This is a genomic window from Embleya sp. NPDC020886, assembly GCF_044333915.1.
Lineage (GTDB): Bacteria > Actinomycetota > Actinomycetes > Streptomycetales > Streptomycetaceae > Embleya.
The window spans coordinates 904,352-925,916 of sequence record NZ_JBIRRX010000004.1 but is presented as its reverse complement, the minus strand read 5'-3'; the positions used below and the strand labels follow the sequence as shown (position 1 = coordinate 925,916).

Below are 21,565 nucleotides of genomic sequence, written 5' to 3'. Positions count from 1 at the left end.
TCCTGCTTGCCTGCGGTTGCCTTTGAAATGCAAGGCTGTGTCGAGCCTAGGGGTTCGCGGGCCGACGTGGGACGTCAACACGATCGGCGCAATCGATCGGGCGTCACATCACCACTGCGGTGGCGCCCACGATGTCCGCTACGTCCACCCGAGCCCCGGGTTCGAACACGGCGGTGGAGTCCAGGGTGCGGGCCGACCAGACCTCGCCGGCCAGCTTGATCCGGCCGCCGTTCTCGTCGACGCGTTCCAGGACCACGGCGCTGGTGCCCTTGAGTGCCTCGATGCCGGTGCGGGTTCCGGGCGAATTGTTGTGCCGGACCACGATCGGGCGCACGAACACGAGCAGTGCGATCGACACGAGGGCGAACACGATGCACTGGATCAGGAAGTTGCCACCGGCGCCGGCGGCCGCGGCCGCGGCGGCGGCCCCGACCGCGAACATGCCCATCTCCACGAAGGAGCTGAGCACCCCGACGATGCCGAACGCCCCGACCGCGATGAGCCACCACATCCATGCGTCCACGTGTTCATCGTAGATCGTGGGCGCGCCGAGCAGCAGATGCTTCTCGGCCGAAAACGATCAGCCGGGGAAGCGGCTCGGGTCAGCCCTGCGTCTCCGGTGCCTCCGGCATCGGCAGCCCGCGGGCGGACCAACGCCCGTACTGCTGCTCGACGATCAGCGGCAGACCGAAGCAGTGCGAAAGGTTGCGCGAGTTGAGCGTGTCGGCGATCGGGCCGGCCGCCATCACCCGTCCCTGACGGATCATCAGGATGTGCGTGAAGCCGGGCGGGATCTCCTCGACGTGGTGGCTGACCAGGATCATCGACGGCGCGTACGGGTCGGCGGCAAGCGTGCCGAGCCGGCGGACCAGGTCCTCGCGCCCGCCCAGGTCGAGCCCGGCGGCCGGCTCGTCGAGCAGCAACAGCTCGGGGTCGGTCATCAGCGCACGGGCGATCTGCACCCGCTTGCGCTCGCCTTCGGACAGCGTGCCGAACCGGCGCTCGACGTATTCCGCCATGCCCAACTGGTCGAGCAGCCGGCGGGCGCGCTGCTCGTCCTCGGCGTCGTAGCGCTCGTGCCACTTGGCCGTCATCCCGTAGGCCGAGGTCAGCACGATGTCCAGCACCCGCTCGCGGCGGGGCAGCTTGTCGGTGAGCGCCGCCGAGGCCATCCCGACCCGCGGTCGCAGCTCGAACACGTCGACCGTGCCCAGCTTCTCGCCCAGCACGGCGACCGTGCCGGTGGTGGGGAACAGATAGGTGGACGCCAGTTGCAGCACCGTGGTCTTGCCGGCGCCGTTGGGGCCGACGACGATCCAGCGTTCGCCTTCCGCGACCGACCAGGTGACCTGGTCCACCAGAGGGCGACCGTCGCGCACCACCGATACGTCAACCAGTTCGAGAACGTCGCTCATCGCCTGCCAGCTCCCCATCGTGCGCTACGCCGCCGGACGGCATCCCCTTGTGTGGGATCACCGCCTCGCTCCGTGGTCCGCGTTGTTGCACCCGGTCCGGGAGAAACCTATGACACCGAGCGACCTCCGGTCGTGTCCGGGAGCGTTGTGACGCCCCTTACGCTTGTCCGCATGCTTGCCGAACCTCGCTCCGGACTTCTCGTCGCATGGGGCAATGCCCTGCTGGCCGGGCGCGTACCGCCCGACGACGCGGTGTCCGAGATCGTCGGAACGGACGAACCGCATCGGGTGACGGGCGTACCGGGCGAAAACATGCCCGTCGGCCTGTCGCTGGCCCTGGGTCGGCTGCGAGCGCTGGGCGTGACCGGTCTGCGGCTGGCCCTGCCGGTGTCGGGTGATCCGCTGGCGCTGCCCGGCCCGCCCGCCTTCAACGACCTGGCGCTGGACGCGGGCGAGGCGGCGATCACGGTCGGCGCCCCGGGCGCCGCGTACGGCCTGGTGCCCGGGGTGACCCGGCACGGCTCGAACGGCGACGCCACCGTGCGGGTCGCCTGGCAGATGATCGAGGTGAGCGACCGGCCCGCCCCGGGACCGTTCCTGGCCGAGGCGGAGCGCGAGCTGGCCGAGGCGATGCGCGACGCGATCGAGGATCTGACCCGACTGGACGTGGCCGGCGGCGGCCCGGCGGCGCAGCGCGCCCTGGCCGGGCTGTACCGCAAGGACTCGGACACCCGGGTCGCACCCGGCCATCCGGGTCGCGCCGGCCGGGTGCTCGACCAGGCGCGGCGCATCCACGCGGTGTTGACCGTGGCCGGTCGCGAGGACGGCGCGGCGGTCAGCGCGGCGGAGATATCCGCCCGGCTCGGCGCGCTCGCCCCGCTGGAGCGGGCCTGTCGCCGGGCGATGGTGGCGGCGTACGGCGCGGCCCTGGAGCCGGACCGGGCCTGAGCCGCACTCGGGCGCGAGCTTCACCGGCTCCCGCGCTTGCGCTTGGTCTTGGGGTCCAGGCGCCGGAGCATGAGCAGCGCGATCAGGCCGTAGACGGCGATCTGGCCGGTCAGGATGCCGATGTTGCGGTACCAGACCTTCGGGTCGTGCTTCCACAGCGGATCCGGCGACTCGCCGGGATTCCGCGGCAGTTGGGTGGCCAGATCTATCGTGCTGCCGGCCGCGGCGAAGGCCCAGCGGGCCGGGGCCAGCCAGGAGATCTGCTCGATGCCGGCCTTGCCGTTGAGCGGGAACAGGCCGCCGCACAGCACCACTTGCACGATGGCGATCACCACGAGCAGCGGCATGGCCAACTCCGCGCTGCCGATCGAGGCGGAGACCACCAGGCCCACCGCCATCGCCGCTATCGCGGACAGCACCACCGCGATGCCGATCTCGATGATCGGCGGGCTGATCACCACGCCCTTGGCGGGCAACTTCTCCCCGACCAGGGCGACCGCGGTGAGCACCACGCCCTGGAGTGCGGAGATCATCCCGAGCACGATCATCTTCGAGCCGAGGTAGGCGGACACCGAGAGCCCGGCGCTGCGTTCGCGCCGGTAGATGGCGCGCTCCTTGATCAGCTCGTTGACCGCGGTCGCGGTGCCCATCAGGCCGCTGATCACGAACAGCACGAGCAGTTTGGTGGTCGCCTCCTGGTTCGAACCCGGCGGCGACCCCTCCGGGCTGACCAGCTTGCCGGGGATCACCCGGCACAACATCCCCAGGAACAGCGGCGCTATCGCCAGCAGCGCCAGGTATTTGCGGTCCGAGGCGATCACCGCGAGGTAGCGCCGGGAGAGCGTGCCGAGTTGGGAGAACCAGCCCTGCGGCTTGGGCGGTTTCGCCTGCGGTCGCTCGCCCTGTTCGGCGTGCGCCCGGTCGCGGCCCACCTCTATGTATCGGCCGTAGAGTTCCGAACGGCGGAACGGACCCTCGTAGTCGCGGTCCGGCTCGTCGTCGAACATCTTGAAGACCTCGGGCCAGTCGCCCTTGCCGAAGAACGGCAGCGCCTCGTCCGGCGGTCCGAAGAAGGCGATCCGACCGCCCGGGGCGAGTACCAGCACCCGGTCGCAGACGTTCAGGCTGCGGGTGCTGTGGGTGACCACGATGACCGTGCGGCCGTCGTCGGCGAGTTCGCGCAGCTTCTCCATCACCGAGCGTTCCAGGCCCTCGTCCAGGCCGGAGGTCGGCTCGTCCAGGAACAACACGGACGGCTTGGTGAGCAGTTCGACGGCCACGCTCACCCGTTTGCGCTGGCCGCCGGAGAGGCTGCTGACCTTGGTGTCGGCGTACGGCGCGGTGGCGCCGCGCGGCATCTTGTCCAGGCTCAGCTCGGCGATCACCTCCTCGACCCGGCGCTCGCGCTCGGACGCCTCGGTGTCCTCGGGGAAGCGCAACTGTGCGGCGTAACGCAGCGCGGTGCGCGCGGTGAGCTGGGCGTGCAGGATGTCGTCCTGCGGCACCAGGCCGATCCGCTGGCGCAGTTCGGCGTTGTTCGCGTAGAGGTCGCGGCCGTCGTAGAGGATCTTGCCGCTGGCGGCGCGCCGGCTGCCGGTGAGCGCGCCGAGCAGGGTGGACTTGCCCGCGCCCGAACCGCCCACGATGGCCAGCAGATTGCGCTCGGCGAGCGGGAAGGAGACGTTGTCGAGCAGGACTCTTTTGCCGGCCGTGACGGTGAGGTTCTGCACCTCCAGCGACACCTCGCCGGTGTCGATGAACTCGCGCAACTCCTGGCCGTCGAGCCGGAAGGTGGCGTGCCCGATGCCGACCAGGTCGGCTTCGCCGAGCAGCGCGTGTTCGATCGGCTGCCCGTTGAGGTAGGTGCCGTTGTGGCTGCCCAGGTCGACGATCTCGCGCCGGCCGCCGGGCGTGGTGCGCAGCTCGGCGTGGTGCCGGGAGACCATCAGGTCGGTGAGCACCAGGTCGTTGTCCAGCGCGCGGCCGATCCGCAGGGTGCGCACCGGGAGCGGGATGACCATGCTCGGCGCCCGGTCCACGCTCGGGCGCGGATCCGCGGGCGGCCCGGCACCGATCTGCGCGCGACCCAACGGGCGTGCGCGGTCCGGCACTTGCCGGGGCGGCTCGGGCACATAGGGCGGTTCGGGGGTGCGCGGTGGTTCGGCGCGGCGCGGCGGCGGTTCGCTCCGGCGCGGCGGCTCGGGAATCTGTACGTGGTCGTGGTGCACCACGCGCGGCGGCACCACCTCGGTGGCGGTCGACTCCGGCGCGAGGCGCAGCGGGTCGCCGTCGTCCGGGTCGCCGAGCAACACCTCGCAGCCCTGGCCCACGACCACGCGATGCACCCGATTGCCGCGCATCCACGAGCCGTTGACGCTGTTGCCGTCGACGAACTCCCAGCCGTCGGCGCCCACTCGCAGGACCGCGTGCCGGCGCGACACACGGCGATCGTCGAGCACGATCGCACAGGACGGGTCACGACCGACGATGTGTTCCCGCCCGGGATCCAGGATCACGGGCGTTCCGGCGCTGGTGCCGACGGTCAGGTGCGGCACTGCCGGTCCTTCTGGCGCGTAGCTGTCCCCCACTCTTGGAGAGTGTAGGGACGCGGGGGCCGCTCGGGCAGGCTTTCTCATCCTTGAGGGCAGGGAAACCACTCTGACGGAGGATGACAACCACGCCCGGACCGCACTCGCGGGTGCGCAGTACGGCCGAATCCGTTGACGCGCGCGTCGGTGCGCTCGATAGTCGAGTTTGTCCCGCTCATCCGGCAGTCGGGTCGCACGTGACAGGAGCGGTTGTGTCCTGGAACCAGCAACAGCACAACGCACCGCAGCACGACCCGCCTTCGGCCCGACCACCGGCGGGCCCGGCGCCGTGGGGCGGCGTGGCCCCCTGGCTGCACGCGCTCGGCGCGGTGCTCGCCGCGTTCGTGGCGATGGCCGTGGCGGCGTGGCTGGCGTTGTGGTTGCTGGGCGCGAACAGCCTGCCGTCGAGCACGATGCCCGCGCTGATCGCGGCGGTGATCGCACTGGCGGTGGGTGGCACGGTCGACCTGAAGGGCGCCGAGGAGGGCACTCCGAGCAACGACATCCTCAGCCGACTCACCGGCGACGTCTCGCTCGCGCAGGGCAGCGGCAAGGTCGACATCATGCTGCTCGGCATCGGTTTGATCGGCGCGCTCGTGCTGGGCTGGTTGTTCCTGCGTCCGCTGCGTCATCGGCTGGTGATCGGCGCGCTGGATCTGGTCGTGCACGGCGTGCGGGTCCTGGTGTTCACCATGGCCGCGCTGGGCGTGGTGGTGTCGCTGGGCAAGGACTCGCTGCCGATCGACGAGTTCGTCTCCCAGGTGAGCGGCGGGCAGGCGCAGGATCTGATCGGCATCTTCGATCTCGGCGCGGCGGCCCGGTTCGAGACCGAGGTGAGCGGCACGCTGGTCTTCGGCGCGTTGTGGTTGCTGATCACCCTGCTGGCCACGGTCGCGGTGTCCGCGCGCGGGCCGCTGCCGCTCGGGTGGCTGCGGCACCGCGCGGTGCTGCGGGCCCCGATCGCGGGTCTGCTCGCGGTACTGATCACCGCGGTGGTCACCGGGATCGTGGGCACCCCGTTCGTGGCCGCCGCCGCGCCCGCGCCGAAGCGGATGATCGGCGGCATGTTCTTCGCGCTGCCCAACGCGGTCTGGTTGCTGGCCTCGCTCGGCCTGGGCATCCCGTGGAAGGCCACGACCAGCGCGCCGACCGAGGTCGGCGGTTTCTCCTTCGGTCTGCCCGGCCCGCTGGGCAAGTTGGTCAAGGCTTCCGCCGGGGACGGTCTGCCGATCCGGATCGACCGGCTGGCCGAGTTCGACTCGCGGGCGTGGTTCGTCCCGCTGTTCTCCGCGCTGTTGCTGCTGCTCGGCGCGACCGTGATGGCGCTGCGCGCGCCCGCGTCGGTGCGTCCGTTGCAACACGCGTGGCGGTTCGCGGTCACCCTCGCGGGCGGCCTGCTGGTCGTCGCCTATCTGATGCAGCTCCAGCTCAAGGTCGCGGTGAACATCCTGGGCGGAGTGGTGTCTCCGGGTGCGTCGGTGTCGCTGCACGCGGACTACCTGTGGACCCTGGTGCTCGGTCTGCTGTGGGGCGGGTGTGCCGGCTTCATCGGCGGCGCGGTCGCCGACTGGGTGCGCTACCGCCGGACCGACCCGGTCGCCCCGGCTGCGGCCTCGGGCCCGGCGCGGCCCACCCGTGCCGCGCCGCCGCCGCACCGGCCGCCGGCCGCGCCGTATCCGCCCGGCCGCCCGGCGCACCCCGGCGCGCCGCGCCCGCCCGGCGCGGCGGCGCCACCGGGCCCGCCGTATTCGAACAGGCCCGCCCCGGCGTATCGCCCGCCACCCCCGCCCGACCCGCAGGCGCCGACCCGGGACGGCCCCTGGCCTGGGTAGATTCCGCCGCCGTGCGGCCGGCCGCGGTGTTCGTACCGTGGACCGGTGACGCGCGTGCCCTCGAACGGCCGGTACCGTGAAGCATCATGAATGCGCCGCGCACTCTTCTCGTCAAGATCTTCGGCAAGGACCGGCCGGGGGTGACGTCGAGCCTCTTCGAGATCCTGGCCGGCCACTCCGTCGAGGTCGTCGACGTCGAGCAGACCGTCACCCGGGGCCGGCTCACGCTGTGCGTCCTGATCACCACGCCGACCGACGAGGGCCGGCTGCGGGCCGGCGTGCACCGCTGGGCGGACGGCGAGCGGCTGGAGGCGGAGATCCTCTCCGGTGTCGGCGACAACCGTCCGCGCGGCGAGGGCCGCTCGCACGTCACCGTGCTGGGCCACCCGCTGGAGGCCGCCGCGTTCGCCGGGATAGCGCACCGGATCGCGGCCACCGGCGCCAACATCGACCGGATATTCCGCCTCGCCAAGTACCCGGTGACCGCGATCGAGCTCCAGGTCTCCGGCGTCGAGACGGACAAGCTGCGCCTGGAGCTGGCCACCGAGGCCGCCGAGCGCCGGGTGGACGTCGCGGTCCAGCCCTCCGGCCTGCGCCGCCGGGCCAAGCGGCTGATCGTGATGGACGTGGACTCGACCCTGATCCAGGGCGAGGTGATCGAGCTGCTGGCCGAGCACGCCGGCTGCCTGGACGAGGTGGCCGAGGTGACCGCCGCCGCGATGCGCGGCGAGTTGGACTTCGCCGAGTCGTTGCGGGCCCGGGTGGCGCTGCTCGCCGGGCTGGACGAGGACGCCATCGCCAAGGTCCGCGAGCAGGTCGTGCTCACCCGCGGTGCGCGCACCCTGGTGCGCACGCTCAAGCGGCTCGGCTACAAGGTGGGCATCGTCTCGGGCGGATTCACCCAGGTCACCGACGCGCTCGTGGAGCAGCTCGGGCTCGACTACAGCGCGGCCAACACCCTGGAGGTGGTGGACGGCAGGCTCACCGGGCGGGTGGTCGGCGAGATCGTCGACCGGGCGGGCAAGGCCCGGCTGCTGCGCGGCTTCGCGGCCGACGCGGGGGTGCCGTTGACCGCCACGGTCGCCATCGGCGACGGCGCGAACGACCTGGACATGCTCAACGCCGCCGGCCTGGGGGTGGCCTTCAACGCCAAGCCGGTGGTGCGCGAGGCCGCCGACACCGCGGTCAACGTGCCGTTCCTGGACACCGTGCTGTTCCTGCTGGGCGTGACCCGGGACGAGATCGAGGCGGCGGACGCGGCGGACGCGTAGCCGGCCCCCCGCGGAACCGAATCCGGGCCCGCCCGGTCGCACCACACACGGTGCGACCGGGCGGGCCCGGACGTCGGGGGTCAGGTCGCCGGCGTGCTGAAGCGAACCAGGTGTGCCGAGCGCTCCTGAAGGTCGGCCCACGCGGTGTGCAGGCTCAGCACCGCGACCGCCGAGGTCGGGTACTTCTCCCGCAGGCGCACCAGCGTGTCGTCCTCGCCGCTGCCCGCCAACGCGTTGACCAGCGTGGCCACGCCCGGGTTGTGCCCGATCAGCAGCAGTGTGTCGACCTCGTCGGGGGTCTCCTGGACGAGGTAGAGCAGCGCCTGCGCGCTCGCCTCGTACACCCGCTCGTCGTAGACGGTGTGCGGCTTGTGGTCGTAGGCCTTGCCCGCGAGCCGCCAGGTCTCCCGAGTGCGTACGGCCGGCGAGCACACCACCAGATCGGGGGTGATGCCCTGGTCGAGCAGTCGGTGCCCGGTCTCGGCCGCGTCCTTGCGGCCGCGTTCGGCCAGGGGTCGCTCGTGGTCCGGCCCGTCGGGCCACTCGGCCTTCGCGTGCCTCATCACCACAAGATTGCGCTGTCGGTGGGATGCCATGGGTTCAGCCTCTCAGACATCGGCCGTTGTGCACTGCCGGTCGGCACCGCAGGACTCGATCGAGGAGGAGCGGGCACGCGCCGACCGGGCCGGGCGACCGCGCCCCACGCACGACGGGTCGGGACCGAGTATCCGGTCCCGACCCGTGCTTTCCTCGGATCTACGGGGTGGTGGTCGTCACGGTCGTCGCCGGCCCCGCACCGGCGACCGTGCGCTCGACAGTCAGCCGACCGGCGGGCGCGGGATCCGGCGCGAGCCGGACACGCTCTCGTCGTAGCCGTTGCCGCCCCGGTGGCGACCCGTCTCGTATGTCGGTGTGCCGTAGCCGCCGGCCGAGGCGTACGCGGGGACCGGCTCGGCGGCCGGGGCCGGCGCCTCGATCGCCTCGTCGCCGTGGTCCATCTGCGGCAGCCAGCCGAGCCAGCGGGGCAGGTACCAGTTGCGGTCGCCGAGCAGGGTCATCACGGCCGGCAGCAGCAGACCGCGGATGATCGTCGCGTCCAGCAGGACCGCGACCGCCAAGCCGACACCGAACTGCTTCATCGACTGCATCGACAGGGTGCCGAAGACCCCGAACACCGCGACCATGATCGTCGCCGCGCTGGTCACCACCCCGGCGGTGGTGCGGATGCCGTGCGACACGGCCGACTTGGTGTCCATGCCCTTGTCGTACGCCTCACGGATTCGCGAGACCACGAACACGTGGTAGTCCATCGAGAGGCCGAACAGGATCACGAACAGGAACATCGGGATCCAGGAGACGATCGCGCCCGGTGCCTCCGTGCCCACCAGCGAGTCGCCGTAGCCCTCCTGGAAGACGAGCGTCATCACACCGTAGGCGGCGCCCACCGACAGCAGGTTGAGCACGATCGCGGTGACCGCGATGGCGATCGAGCGGAACGAGACCAGCATCAGCAGGAAGGCGAAGCCGAGCACGAAGGCGAAGATCGGCAGTCGCGTGTCGTCGAGCTTGTCGTTGAAGTCCACCGACCCGGCGGTGTTGCCGGTCACCGGGGCGTCCACGCCGTCCAGCTTGCCCAGCGTGTTCGGGATGACCTTGCCGCGGAGCGTGTCCAGGGCCTTGTTGCTGGTGGAGTCGTTGCCGCCGCCGGCGAGCGGGACCGAGACCTTGAAGACGTTCGTGCCGCCCTGCCGCTCGACCTCGATCGGCTCGTGCATCTGTCCGGTGGCGACCGCCTCGGCACGCAGCTTGTCGAACGCCGCCGCGAGCCTGGGGTCGTCGGGGTTGGTCGCCTTGACCACGATCTGGGCGGGCGCCGGGCCGCCGGGGAACGCCTTCTCGATGTGCTGGTAGGTCTGCACGATGGACAGCGAGGTCGGCAGTTCCTTGTCGATCGGCAGTTCGGAGGTCTTCATGCCGATCGCGGGGACGGTCAGCGCGATCAGCAGACCGCCGGCGAGCACCGCGGTGCCCTTGGGCCGGCTCAGCACCACGCCCAGGATCTTGCCCCACGCCTTGCTGCCCTCGGTGGGACGGCGCATCTTGGCGAGCCCGGGAATCTTGCCCAGGTCCACCCGGTCGCCCAGCATCGACAGGATCGCCGGGAGCACAGTGAGCGAGCCGAGCACCGCGGTGAGCACGACCAGGATGGTCGCGGAGGCCATCGACTCGAATTCGCTGAGTCCGGACAGGAGCATGCCGGCCATCGCGACGATGACGGTGATGCCGGAGATCAGCACGGAACGGCCGGAGGTGGCGGCGGCGATCCGCAGCGCGGTCTCCGGGTCGCGTCCCTTGGCCCGCTCCTCACGCTCACGGCGCAGGTAGAACATGCAGTAGTCGACGCCCACGGCCAGGCCGATCAGCAGCATCACCGACTGGGCGCTGTCGCCGACCGGCATCAGCCGACTGCTCAACGCGAGCAGACCGCCCGCGGCCACGAACGCGGTCAGGGCCAGGGCCACCGGCAGCAGTGCCGCGACCACGGCGCCGAACGCGACGAGCAGGATGCCCAGGGCGAGCGGGACGGCGGTCCATTCGGCCCGGGTGAAGTCCTTGGCGATGGTGTCCTGGAACCACTTCTCGCCGCTGGCGTCGCCGAACTGCTCGACCACCACGTCCGGGTGCGCCTTGCGGGCCTCGGCCACCGCGTCCAGCACGGGCTGGATGTTGTCGGCGGCCTTGTCCTCCTCGCCCGTCATGTCGAACTGGATAAGCACCGAATGCTTGTCCGAGGAGATGCCGCCGTCACCGGCGAACGGAGAACGCATGTGCTCGGTGGCCGGGCCCTTGCCGCCCTTGACCTGGGTGGCGTTGACCCGGTTGATCACATCGTCGACCGCGGCGCGGAACTTCGTGTCCTCGGTGACCAGCTTGTCGCTGCGGACCAGCACCATCTCGCCCGCGGGCTCCTTGATCCCCGCGTCGTCGATGATCCGTGCGGCCCGGCCGGACTCCCCCACACCGCGCTCGGCCTTGCTGATCTCCTTCGTCCCGCTCATGTTGCCGATCACGACGGCGAGGACCACGAACAGCAGCCACCCGAATACCGCCGTCTTGCGATGCTGTGCACTCCAGCCACCGATCGAGGCGGCGAAATTACGCCTGGATGCCATTGGTCCCCGCTCCTGTGTGCTCCGCTTCGCCGAGGGTCTTCCTCGACACACACGAAGGTATTGGCGGGCGACCGGGGGCCACATCCTGCGAACCGGTGTCTTGATCGGGGGGCAGGCACCCCTGCGTAGTAGGGCTGGCCCCACCCCTGAGAAGGAGCCGGGCGGGCGATCGGTCGGGGCACGACCGGATACATGTAAGGGGAAGCTTTTTCCCCGATGCCGCCGACCTGCGACAACGCCCGGTACGGCACTCGGGGGGAAGGTCATCCTCGGTGCGGGTCCCTACGCGTGCACAACGCCCGACCGGTCACCGGGAGTTCCCGCTCGCCCCACCCCGGCCGGCCCCCGGTCGCCGTGCGACCCGCTCCACCCCACCGGTCGGCCCGGCCGGGCGGGTCTGCGAAACTCGTCCCCATGGCTGCTACATCTGGCGAATCCTCCAAGGAGCGGTACGAGCGGGCCATGGCCGCTCGCAAGGCCCGCGAGGAGCGCGCCCACGCGGAGGAAGTCGCGCGCTCGACCGCGCGCAACGAGATCCTCGCCCGCAAGGCCGCCGAATCGGGCGCGACCGACGAGCTCCGGCAGACGGTGCTCGCGCCGCCGGACCCGAACAAGTCCTCGGCCAGGCAACTCGGCGGCATCCTGGGCATCATGCTGCTGATCACCGTGCTGATCGGCATCGCCGCGACGATCGCCGCCGCGACCGGTTGACGAGGGTTTTCGCCCTCCCGCCCACCGTGCCGTTCGCGAACGGGGCCGCGGTGCACAGGCGGCCCCGCGTGCCCGTCCGCCCTCCCGGCCGACGACGACACAGCCCGACCGCCACGACCGGGTGGGTCGGGCGATCGGGCTGCGGGAGACGTTTCGAGCGTTACGCGCCGATCGCGTGCAGGCCGCCGTCGACGTGGATGATCTCGCCGGTGGTCTTGGGGAACCAGTCGGACAGCAGTGCGCACACGCCCCGGGCGGCCGGGTCCGCGTCGCGCAGGTCCCAGCCCAGCGGGGCCTTCTCGTTCCAGACACCCTCGAACTTCTCGAAGCCGGGGATGCTGTTCGCGGCCATCGTCTTGACCGGGCCCGAGGAGATCAGGTTGACCCTGATGTTCTTCTCACCCAGGTACTTGGCCAGGTAGCGCGAGGTCGATTCGAGCGCGCCCTTGGCGACGCCCATCCAGTCGTAGCCCGGCCACGCCACCTGCGCGTCGAAGTCGAGGCCGACGACCGAGCCGCCGGCGCCCTTGTTCGCCTCGATCAGCGGCAGGCAGGCCATCGTCAGCGACTTCAGCGAGTACGCCGAGACCTGGACGGCCGTGGCCACGTCGGCCCACTCGGTGTCGAGGAAGTTGCCGCCGAGCGCGTCCTTGGGTCCGAACGCGATCGAGTGCACGACGCCGTCGAGCGAGGGCACGTGCGCGCGCACGTTGTCCGCGAGGGACGCGAGGTGTTCGGGGTTCTGCACGTCCAGCTCGATCACCGGGGCGGGCTTCGGCAGCCGGTTCGCGATCCGGTTGACCAGCGAGAGCCGGCCGAATCCGGTCAGTACGACCTCGGCGCCCTCCTCCTGGGCCCGCTTGGCGACGTGGAAGCCGATCGAGGCGTCGGTGATGACGCCGGTGACGAGAATGCGCTTGCCCGCAAGCAGGTCGCCCATGAGTTCAGTGCCCCATTCCAAGTCCGCCGTCCACAGGGATGACGGCTCCGGTGATGTACGACGCAGCGTCCGAGGTGAGGAACTTGACCACGCCTGCGACCTCGTCCACGTCGGCGTAGCGCGCGAGCGGGATCTCCTTGAGGATCTGCGCCTTGCGCTCCTCGCCGAGCACCTCGGTCATCGCGGTGTCGACGAAGCCGGGCGCGACCACGTTCGTGGTGATGTTGCGCGATCCCAGTTCCCGCGCGATCGAGCGGGCGAAGCCGACCAGGCCGGCCTTGGAGGCCGCGTAGTTGGCCTGACCCGCCGAACCGAGCAGCCCCACCACCGACGAGATCAGCACGATGCGACCCTTGCGGGCCCGCAACATGCCCTTGCTCGCCCGCTTGACCACCCGGAACGTGCCGGTGAGGTTGGTGTCGACGACGCTGGTGAAGTCCTCTTCGCTCATCCGCAGCAGCAGCGTGTCGCGGGTGATGCCCGCGTTGGCGATCAGCACCTCGACCGGGCCGTGGGCGGCCTCGACCTCCTTGAACGCCTGCTCGACCTGCTCGCCGTCGGTGATGTCGCAGCGCACCCCGAGCAGGCCCTCCGGGGGCTCGCCGGAGCGATACGTGATCGCGACCTTGTCGCCGTCGGCGGCGAAGGCCCGGGCGATGGCCAGGCCGATGCCCCGGTTTCCTCCCGTGACCAGTACGGACCGGCTCAACGGATCACTCCTTCGTCTTCGTCCTCGAACGTGCTCGCCGCACCCTCGCGCGGGCCGACGGCTTGCGTCACGATGACGCTATCGGGCTACCCCGGGGTAAGGGGAATCCGGTCCGGGACAGCGTCCGCGGATCGATCGTTGTGGGAACCCGACAAGAGCGCACGATAACCGGAACGAGCCGCTCCGCCGACCGAATCCGGCCGGCCTGCGTCCGGCAGGTTTGGTTCCGCTTGTCCGGGCGCAAGACCCGTCCGACGCACGACCGTCCGGCCGGAAAACCCAGGAATGCCGGCGACATCGTGTCTGGTTGACTGAACGACGCGAGCCGACAGGCCGAACGTATGGAGGAATGGGTGCCCAACGAGATCGATCCGACGTTCCTCGCCTACCCCCTTCGGGAGCTGGCCGCCGCGGCCCTGTCCCGAGCCGGGGAACTGGGCGCCGAACACGCGGACTTCCGCTTCGAGCGGGTGCGAGACGCGTCCTTCCGGTTGCGCGACGGGCGCACCGACTCGTCCGTGGACACCACCGACGTGGGCTTCGCGGTCCGCGTCGTGCACGACGGGGCCTGGGGCTTCGCGGCGGGCGTCGACCTGACCCCGGAGGCCGCCGCGTACGTCGCGGAGCAGGCCGTGGCGGTCGCGCGGGTGTCCCGCTCGGTGAGCGAGGCGGCCGGCGCGGGCGAGACGGTCGCGCTGGCGAAGGAGCCGGTGCACGCCGACAGGACGTGGATCTCGACGTACAAGGTCAACCCGTTCGAGGTGCCCGAGGCGGAGCGGATCGCGCTGTTCGCGCGCTGGAGTCGGGAACTGCTCGCCGCCGACGGCGTGGACCATGTGGACGCCACGTGCATGGTCGTCCAGGAGAACAAGTTCTACGCCGACTCGGCCGGCACCACCACCACGCAGCAGCGGGTGCGGATCCACCCCCAGCTCACCGCGATCGCGGTGGACCGCGAATCCGGCGCGTACGAGACGATGCGCACCATCGCGCCGCCGGTCGGCCGGGGCTGGGAGTACGTCAAGGGCGAGGGCTGGGACTGGGAGGAGGAGCTCGCGTCGCTGCCGGGCCTGCTCGCCGAGCGGGTGCGGGCGCCCAGTGTCGAGGCGGGCGAGTACGACCTGGTGATCGACCCGAGCAACCTGTGGCTGACCATCCACGAGTCGATCGGGCACGCCACCGAGCTGGATCGCGCGCTCGGCTACGAGGCCGCCTACGCGGGCACCTCGTTCGCCACCTTCGACAAGCTGAACAAGCTGCAATACGGCTCGCCGGTCATGCACGTCACCGGCGACCGCACCGTGCAGCACGGCCTGGCCACGATCGGCTTCGACGACGAGGGTGTCGCGACGCAGAGCTGGGACCTGGTCACCGACGGCATCCTGACCGGCTATCAGCTCGACCGGCGGATGGCGCTGATGCAGGGCCTGGGCCGATCCAACGGGTGCGCCTTCGCCGACTCCCCCGGCCATGTCCCGGTGCAGCGGATGGCCAACGTCTCGCTCCGGCCGGGCTCGGACGACCTGTCCACCGCCGAGCTGATCGGCCGGGTGCACCGGGGTCTGTACATCGTCGGCGACAAGTCGTGGTCGATCGACATGCAGCGGTACAACTTCCAGTTCACCGGCCAGCGCGCCTATCTGATCGAGGACGGCCGGATCGTCGGGCAGGTCAAGGACTTCGCCTACCAGGCGACCACGACCGACTTCTGGGGCTCGATGGAGGCCGTCGGCGGCCCGGGCACCTACGTCCTGGGCGGCGCCTTCAACTGCGGCAAGGCCCAGCCCGGTCAGGTCGCGGCGGTCAGCCACGGTTGCCCGTCGGCGCTGTTCCGCGGTGTGAAGGTCCTCAACACGGTTCAGGAGGCGGGTCGATGAGCAGCGGGCAGACCGTGGTGACGCGGCCGAACGAGACCGTCGAGCGCGCGCTGGCGCTGTCCAAGGCGAACGGCTGCGTGGTGATCGCCGAGGAGACCTCGGCGGCCAACCTGCGCTGGGCGAACAACGCGCTGACCACCAACGGCGAGACCCGCGGTCGGCGGGTCACCGTGGTGGCCACCGTCGCGGGCACCGAGGGCACCGCGTCCGGGATCGTCTCGCGCAGCGGCGTGACGGTGGATCGACTGGAGGGCCTGGTCCGGGCCGCGGAGGCGGCGGCCCGGGACGCCGGTCCGGCCGAGGACGCGCGCGAGCTGCTCGGCGCGGGCGGCGGCCCGGACGGCGGCTTCGCCGAGGCGCCGGCGCAGACCTCGATCGGCGTGTTCGCCGACTTCGCGCCCGAGCTGGGCGCGGCGTTCGGGCGGGCCCGGGAGAGCGACCGGCTGCTGTACGGATTCGCCTCGCATCAGCTCACCTCGACCTATGTGGGCACCTCGGCCGGACTGCGGCTGCGGCACGACCAGCCCACCGGGCACGTCGAGTTGAACGCGAAGTCGGCCGACCTGACCCGGTCGGCGTGGGGCGGGGTGCCCACGCGCGACTTCCGGGATGTGGACCTGGGCACGATCGACGCGGAGTTGGCGCAGCGGTTGTCCTGGGCGAGCCGCACGATCGACCTGCCGGCGGGCCGCTACGAGACGCTGCTGCCGCCCACGGCGGTCGCGGACCTGATGGTCTACATGTACTGGCAGGGCAGCGCCCGGGACGCGCACGAGGGCCGTACGGTCTTCAGCAGGCCCGGTGGCGGCACCCGGATCGGCGACCGGCTCAGCGAGCTGCCGCTGACGCTGTACAGCGACCCGGGCTACGCCGGGTTGGAGAGCGCGCCGTTCACCATCGCGCACGCCTCCGGCGACGCGTCGTCGGTGTTCGACAACGGACTCGCGCTGACCCGGACGAACTGGGTCACCGACGGTGTGCTCACGTCGCTGATGACCAACCGGCACACCGCCGAGCTGACCGGGCTGCCGGTCGCACCGGAGATCGACAACCTGATCCTGGACGGGCCGGCCGACGGTCCGAGCCTGGCGGACATGGTCGCCTCGACCGAGCGCGGGCTGCTGCTGACCTGCCTGTGGTACATCCGCGAGGTGGATCCGCAGACGTTGTTGCTGACCGGGCTCACCCGGGACGGGGTGTACCTGGTCGAGGGCGGCGAGGTGGTCGGGGCGGTGAACAACTACCGCTTCAACGAGTCGCCGGTGGACGTGCTCGGGCGGGCCGTCGAGGTGGGTCGCACCGAGCGCACCTACCCGCGCGAGTGGGGCGACTGGTTCACCCGCGCGGCGATGCCGCCGTTGCGGGTCCGCGATTTCAACATGTCCTCGCCGAGCCAGGCGCAGTGACCCGACGGACGGCGGGCGGCCCTGCGGCCCGCCGTCCTCGAACGCCGACGGGCCGGGTTCGGTCCGTCGGCGTTCGTGTCCCCGCAGCGGGCCTCCCGGAGCCGGTGCCCCGGAGCGGGTGTCCCGGCCCGGGTCGCCGTCCCCTGCGGGGAAAAGCGCTGTCCCCGGACGGGTCTCCGTGCTTTCGTTGGGGGTCATCATGAACATCGTCAAGATTTCGAAGTATCTGTCCCGACACCTGCGGCATCAGCCGGAGCGGCTCGGGATCACCCTGGACGAGGCCGGCTGGGTCGACGTGGACGTGCTGCTCGCGGCGTGCAACGCCCGGGGGATGGCGCTGACCCGGGCCGAGTTGGAGCAGGTGGTCGAGGAGAACGACAAGCGACGGTTCGCCTTCTCCGCCGACGGCACCCGGATTCGGGCCAGTCAGGGGCACACCGTCGCGGTGGACCTGGGTCTGGTGGAGACCGTGCCGCCCGCCGTGCTCTATCACGGCACCAATCCCAAGAGCGTGCCGGCGATCCTGGCCGAGGGCCTGCGGCCGATGGACCGGCACGACGTACACCTGTCCGCCGACACCGAGACCGCCCGCCGGGTGGGCGCGCGACGCGGGCGACCGGTGTTGTTCGTGGTGCGCGCGGAGCGCATGGTCGCGGCCGGGCACGTGTTCCGTCGTTCGGACAACGGCGTGTGGCTGGTCCCGGCGGTGCCGCCGGAGTTTCTGGAGCGGCTCGGCTGACCCGGTGCCGCGATCCCCCACTCGGGTCAGTTTGCGGCAAAGGTCCCGCCCCCGGTCTCGGTCCGGCCCACCAGCGGGCGTACCGTGAAGGGCCGGGACGGGTGTGCGGACGTGGTCGGAGACGGTGGGATCGTGAAGAACGCCAAGGGCTCGGTGTACCAGATCAGTGGTGCGCGCAAGGGGCTGACCGAGGACGTGGCCGGGCGCCAACGCCGGTACGTCGTCTCGATGTCCGTGCGTACGGTGTGTTTCGTCGCCGCGGTGTTCACTCCGTCGCCGTGGCGGTGGATCTTGATCGCGGGCGCGCTCTTCCTGCCCTACATCGCGGTGGTACTGGCCAACGCCGGTCGCGAGCCCACGTCGAACGCGCCGGTGCAGTCCCAGGTGGTGCCGCCGCTCGCGCCCAAGGCGCTGGAGCCGCCGCCGGGCGCGGTGCTCACCAGCGCCGAGCGGGAGACCCTGCACACCCATTCGGAAGACTCCTGGACGATGCCCGCCGGAGCCCCCTCGGCTGCCGGCCCGGAGCCCACCGACCTTTCCTCGCACACGAATTCGGATACACACGGTGACCCCGGAGGCGCCGATCGGGGCCGGGTGGGCGACCCGACGGGCGCCCCTTCGCAGCCCGTCAAAAATTAGCGCCAAGCGCTACGCGGGTTGGTGCTTCAACCGCATGCAGGACGTGCCATACTTCGAAACGTGCTCCGTATCCCCCGTCGGAGCGACCGACGCGATGCCGGGCGGCTCCCCCCGTGGCTGCCCGGCATCGCCCGTGTCCGGGTCTTTTGACTGTCAGGCAAGTCGGTCCGTACCGGGTTTCCGCACCAGCCTGTTGCTTACTGAGCGCAGCGCTCCGGTTGGCGCCTGACACGGGGTCAGATCTCTGTCGAATGTCTTTCGGGTGTCTGTCGGGTGCGCGTTCGACACGGCGTGCGACGCACCGCGGCCGGGCGGACGACCCGGTCTGCGACACTGGTGGACATGTTCCCCACCCCCGCCGATCCCGACCGTGCGATCTGTTCGGCGAAGGCCTGTCGCGCCGACGCCGTGTGGGTCCTGGCGTGGAACAACCCCAAGTTGCACACCCCCGAACGGCGCAAGACGTGGCTGGCGTGCGACGAGCACCGCGAGCACCTGTCCCAGTTCCTGGCGATTCGCGGATTCCTCAAGGACACCATCGCGTTCGCCGATTGGCACGAACCGCGGCCGCCGGCCGGCGCGGGCTCCTGAGCGATCCGGGCAGCGATCCGGGCAGCGATCCGGGCGCAACGAACTCGCCTGCGGACGCGGCGGGTTGATCGGCGCGGTGGGTCGATCGGGGCGGCACGGCCCGGCGATGCCCGGGCACGGCGGGCAACGGGCGCGTCGGGGACGGCGGTTCACCATCGCGTCGAGCGCACGCCGTCCCGCCCCCGGGCCGAGCCACGCCCGCCCGCGTCGCTGCGGCCGGCTCAGCCGCCGATCGCCGACATCGGCCGGTCCGGCTGGAGGAACTCCGGGGCGTCGATGCCCGCACCGGCCTTCTTCGTCCACATCGCGGCCCGCCAGCGGTCGGCGATCTCCGCGTCGTCCGCGCCGCCGCGCAGCGCGGCCCGCAGGTCGGACTCCTCGCGAGCGAACAGGCAATTGCGGATCTGTCCGTCGGCGGTCAACCGGGTCCGGTCGCACGCGCCGCAGAACGGGCGGGTCACCGACCCGATCACGCCCACCGTGCCCGGACCGCCGTCCACGACCCAGCGCTCGGCCGGGTTGCTGCCCCGCGCGTCCTCCGGGTCGAGCCGGAACGCACCGCGCAGCGCGGCCAGGATCTCGCCGGCGGTGATCATCTCGGCGCGCTTCCAGCCGTGCTGGGCGTCCAGCGGCATCTGCTCGATGAAGCGCAGCTCGTAGCCGCGTTCGAGGCACCACGCGAGCAGCGCGGCGGCCTCGTCGTCGTTGACCCCGCGCATCAGCACGGTGTTGACCTTGACCGGCCCCAGGCCCGCGTCCACCGCCGCGGCGAGCCCCGCGAGCACGTCCGCGTGTCGGTCCCGCCGGGTCATCGCCTTGAACCGGACCGGGTCCAGGGTGTCCAGCGAGACGTTGACCCGGTCCAGGCCGACCTCCTTCAGCGTCCCCGCCAGCCGGGCCAGCCCGATCCCGTTCGTGGTGACCGAGAGCGTGGGCCGCGGCTCCAGGGCCGCGGCGGCCCGGACGATCTCCACCAGCTCGCGGCGCAGCAGCGGCTCGCCCCCGGTGAACCGGACCTCGCGCACGCCCAGCAGGGTCACCGCGATCCGGACCAGGCGGGAGATCTCCGCGCCGGTCAGCAACTCGGGCTTGGCCAGCCAGTCCAGCCCCTCTTCGGGCATGCAGTAGGTGCACCGCAGGTTGCACCGGTCGGTCAGCGAGACCCGCAGGTCGGTCGCCACGCGGCCGAATCCGTCGACGAGTCCTCCGGTGTGGTGCTGTGTGCTCACCTTCGAACCCCTTCTCCTGGTTTCGGCACATCTCGTACGTTCCGGCAAGTTCCCAGGCTACGCAGGTCACCCGAGTCGGTAGGCCCTCCAGATTACGAGCGGGGCGGGCGATCGGTTGCAGTGGCGTATCCCACACGGGCATCGACAACCGCGAGTCGAATACCGGACGTGATCCACGAGAGGATCCAGGCTCACTACGAGGAGGCTTCACCGGTGAGACACGCAGCGGGCAGCGGTCCACAGCCCGACGAAGGGGGCACACCCGACGGAGCGCACTTCCTGGACACCTCGTGGCAACAGCACACCATGGGTACGGCCGGCACCTCGGGCGCAGCCGGCACACCGGCCCCATCCGGCAGGTTCGACGCGGCGACCACGCCGGTACCGGCCGACTGGTACCAGCGCGAGCAGCCGGCCGCCTCCGCCGCGCCGGCCGCGGCCGAGCCGGCCCGATCCGCCCGTCAAGGCGACGGAGACGACCCGGAGCCGCCGCGGCGCAGCCGCCGAGGGCTGGTCGTGTGGGCTCTCGCGGGCTCGCTGGTGCTCGGCGGGCTCGGCGTCGGGGCGGTGCTGTTCCTCGGGGGTGACGACGACAAGAAGGACAAGGCGGGTTCGGTCGGCGCGCAGGTGCCGCCGGCGCCCACGACCGCGCCGAACACGACCGCGGCGCCCACGACCGCACCCACCACCAAGGCGACATCCTCGACCAAGCCGTCCTCGACCAAGTCGGCGAGTTCGTCCGCGACCGCGAAACCGCCGGCCAACGACGTGGACTCGCCCAAGGACCCCAAGGCGCTCAAGCCGGCCGCCTACGCCGCCTGGAAGCGGATCGACACCGCGATGGCCGCGGAGGGCATCACCCTCAACCTGAACTCCGGCAAACGCGGCTGGGCGCACCAGCAGCGGCTGCTCGACGAGAAGATCGCCGAGGTCGGCTCCCGCGAGGAGGCGCTGCGCTGGGTGCTGCCGCCGGAGAAGTCGATGCACGTCCAGGGCGTCGCGATCGACATCTACCCGGCCAACGCCCAGGCGTGGCTGCAGGCCAAGGGCAGCAAGTACGGCTGGTGCCGGATGTACGACAACGAGGAATGGCACTTCGAGTACAACTCCACCTACACCTCCGGTTGCCCCAAGCGCCTCCCCAGCGCCACGGAGTGACCGGGCCCGCCGCACCCGCGGGCGCGGGGCCATGGGAGTGACCTCGCGATACTCGCTTCCGCTCCGATCGTTGTACGCCGTGTCCGCCGACGAGTCTCGGCGGGCGCGGCGTCGGGGCGTGGGATCTCGGGGCCGTCGTGACGGAGAGGTTCTCCCGTGCGAGGTTTGGCCTTGATCGCTCCCAGCCCCGACCCCCATCACCGCCGCCCGTTCGGCATGGTGCGATTGCCCTATCCGGTGGCCGAGGCGGCGCCGCGCATCCCCGTCGCCCTCCCGCCCGCGTCGCCGCCGCTGCTCGCGGCGCCACTGCCCTGGTACCGGGCCGACTGGCGCTGACGC

19 protein-coding genes are annotated in these 21,565 nt (G+C 71.3%); 11 read left to right on the top strand and 8 right to left on the bottom strand.

The window, feature by feature from the left end; translation table 11 throughout:
* Positions 1–103: 103 nt before the first annotated feature.
* Both ACH4U8_RS19135 and ACH4U8_RS19130 read right to left on the bottom strand, forming a co-directional pair.
* Positions 104–511: an NfeD family protein gene (locus ACH4U8_RS19135; RefSeq protein WP_360305497.1), complete on the bottom strand. Its 408-nt coding sequence runs from the start codon at positions 509–511 to the stop codon at positions 104–106.
* A 91-nt stretch (positions 512–602) separates the two neighbouring features.
* Positions 603–1,415, bottom strand: coding sequence for an ABC transporter ATP-binding protein (locus ACH4U8_RS19130; protein ID WP_360305396.1), 813 nt, complete (start codon positions 1,413–1,415; stop codon positions 603–605).
* Positions 1,416–1,586: 171 nt separating this feature from the next.
* Between ACH4U8_RS19130 and ACH4U8_RS19125 the strand changes: the two genes are divergently transcribed.
* Positions 1,587–2,363, top strand: a complete 777-nt coding sequence (locus ACH4U8_RS19125; protein WP_360305394.1) for a hypothetical protein — start codon at positions 1,587–1,589, stop codon at positions 2,361–2,363.
* 20 nt (positions 2,364–2,383) lie between these two features.
* Here ACH4U8_RS19125 and ACH4U8_RS19120 read toward each other — a convergent pair whose 3' ends face one another.
* Positions 2,384–4,918: an FHA domain-containing protein gene (locus tag ACH4U8_RS19120; protein WP_395778866.1), complete on the bottom strand. Its 2,535-nt coding sequence runs from the start codon at positions 4,916–4,918 to the stop codon at positions 2,384–2,386.
* Positions 4,919–5,163: 245 nt separating this feature from the next.
* Here ACH4U8_RS19120 and ACH4U8_RS19115 point away from each other — a divergent pair, with 245 nt between their 5' ends.
* Positions 5,164–6,783, top strand: a complete 1,620-nt coding sequence (locus tag ACH4U8_RS19115) for a streptophobe family protein (protein WP_395778864.1) — start codon at positions 5,164–5,166, stop codon at positions 6,781–6,783.
* Between the two features lie 86 nt (positions 6,784–6,869).
* The gene (gene serB, locus ACH4U8_RS19110; RefSeq protein WP_360305388.1) at positions 6,870–8,054 is read left to right on the top strand and encodes a phosphoserine phosphatase SerB; all 1,185 of its coding nucleotides are present in this window, start codon (positions 6,870–6,872) and stop codon (positions 8,052–8,054) included.
* 80 nt (positions 8,055–8,134) lie between these two features.
* Here serB and ACH4U8_RS19105 read toward each other — a convergent pair whose 3' ends face one another.
* Both ACH4U8_RS19105 and ACH4U8_RS19100 read right to left on the bottom strand, forming a co-directional pair.
* Positions 8,135–8,650, bottom strand: coding sequence for a SixA phosphatase family protein (locus tag ACH4U8_RS19105; RefSeq protein WP_379987988.1), 516 nt, complete (start codon positions 8,648–8,650; stop codon positions 8,135–8,137).
* 222 nt (positions 8,651–8,872) lie between these two features.
* Positions 8,873–11,227: an MMPL family transporter gene (locus ACH4U8_RS19100; RefSeq protein WP_395778862.1), complete on the bottom strand. Its 2,355-nt coding sequence runs from the start codon at positions 11,225–11,227 to the stop codon at positions 8,873–8,875.
* Between the two features lie 414 nt (positions 11,228–11,641).
* Here ACH4U8_RS19100 and ACH4U8_RS19095 point away from each other — a divergent pair, with 414 nt between their 5' ends.
* The gene (locus ACH4U8_RS19095; RefSeq protein WP_360305382.1) at positions 11,642–11,938 is read left to right on the top strand and encodes a hypothetical protein; all 297 of its coding nucleotides are present in this window, start codon (positions 11,642–11,644) and stop codon (positions 11,936–11,938) included.
* Between the two features lie 160 nt (positions 11,939–12,098).
* Here the strand turns inward: ACH4U8_RS19095 and fabI are convergent, their stop codons facing one another.
* Positions 12,099–12,878, bottom strand: a complete 780-nt coding sequence (gene fabI / locus ACH4U8_RS19090) for an enoyl-ACP reductase FabI (RefSeq protein WP_395778860.1) — start codon at positions 12,876–12,878, stop codon at positions 12,099–12,101.
* Between the two features lie 4 nt (positions 12,879–12,882).
* Entirely contained in the window at positions 12,883–13,587 is a 705-nt protein-coding gene (gene fabG / locus ACH4U8_RS19085) for a 3-oxoacyl-[acyl-carrier-protein] reductase (RefSeq protein ID WP_395778858.1), read from the bottom strand.
* Positions 13,588–13,928: 341 nt separating this feature from the next.
* On the opposite strand from fabG, the gene ACH4U8_RS19080 reads away from it, so the two are divergent.
* From ACH4U8_RS19080 to ACH4U8_RS19060, 5 genes are all read left to right on the top strand, one after another.
* Positions 13,929–15,464: a TldD/PmbA family protein gene (locus ACH4U8_RS19080; RefSeq protein ID WP_379987987.1), complete on the top strand. Its 1,536-nt coding sequence runs from the start codon at positions 13,929–13,931 to the stop codon at positions 15,462–15,464.
* The gene (locus tag ACH4U8_RS19075; protein ID WP_395778856.1) at positions 15,461–16,870 is read left to right on the top strand and encodes a metallopeptidase TldD-related protein; all 1,410 of its coding nucleotides are present in this window, start codon (positions 15,461–15,463) and stop codon (positions 16,868–16,870) included. The genes ACH4U8_RS19080 and ACH4U8_RS19075 overlap by 4 nt, the downstream gene beginning before the upstream one ends.
* A 199-nt stretch (positions 16,871–17,069) precedes the next feature.
* Positions 17,070–17,609 carry an RNA 2'-phosphotransferase gene (locus ACH4U8_RS19070; RefSeq protein WP_395778854.1) on the top strand — a complete coding sequence of 180 codons (540 nt, stop codon included), beginning with the start codon at positions 17,070–17,072 and terminating at the stop codon, positions 17,607–17,609.
* 132 nt (positions 17,610–17,741) lie between these two features.
* Positions 17,742–18,248: a DUF3099 domain-containing protein gene (locus ACH4U8_RS19065; protein ID WP_360305372.1), complete on the top strand. Its 507-nt coding sequence runs from the start codon at positions 17,742–17,744 to the stop codon at positions 18,246–18,248.
* A gap of 342 nt (positions 18,249–18,590) precedes the next feature.
* A complete protein-coding gene (locus ACH4U8_RS19060; protein ID WP_395778852.1) occupies positions 18,591–18,839 on the top strand; it encodes a hypothetical protein in 249 nt (82 codons plus the stop codon).
* Positions 18,840–19,060: 221 nt separating this feature from the next.
* Here the strand turns inward: ACH4U8_RS19060 and moaA are convergent, their stop codons facing one another.
* Entirely contained in the window at positions 19,061–20,068 is a 1,008-nt protein-coding gene (gene moaA, locus ACH4U8_RS19055; protein WP_360305369.1) for a GTP 3',8-cyclase MoaA, read from the bottom strand.
* A gap of 213 nt (positions 20,069–20,281) precedes the next feature.
* Here moaA and ACH4U8_RS19050 point away from each other — a divergent pair, with 213 nt between their 5' ends.
* Positions 20,282–21,226 carry a D-alanyl-D-alanine carboxypeptidase family protein gene (locus ACH4U8_RS19050; protein ID WP_395778850.1) on the top strand — a complete coding sequence of 315 codons (945 nt, stop codon included), beginning with the start codon at positions 20,282–20,284 and terminating at the stop codon, positions 21,224–21,226.
* Positions 21,227–21,397: 171 nt separating this feature from the next.
* Positions 21,398–21,562 carry a hypothetical protein gene (locus ACH4U8_RS19045; protein WP_360305365.1) on the top strand — a complete coding sequence of 55 codons (165 nt, stop codon included), beginning with the start codon at positions 21,398–21,400 and terminating at the stop codon, positions 21,560–21,562.
* The last annotated feature ends 3 nt before the right edge of the window (positions 21,563–21,565 follow it).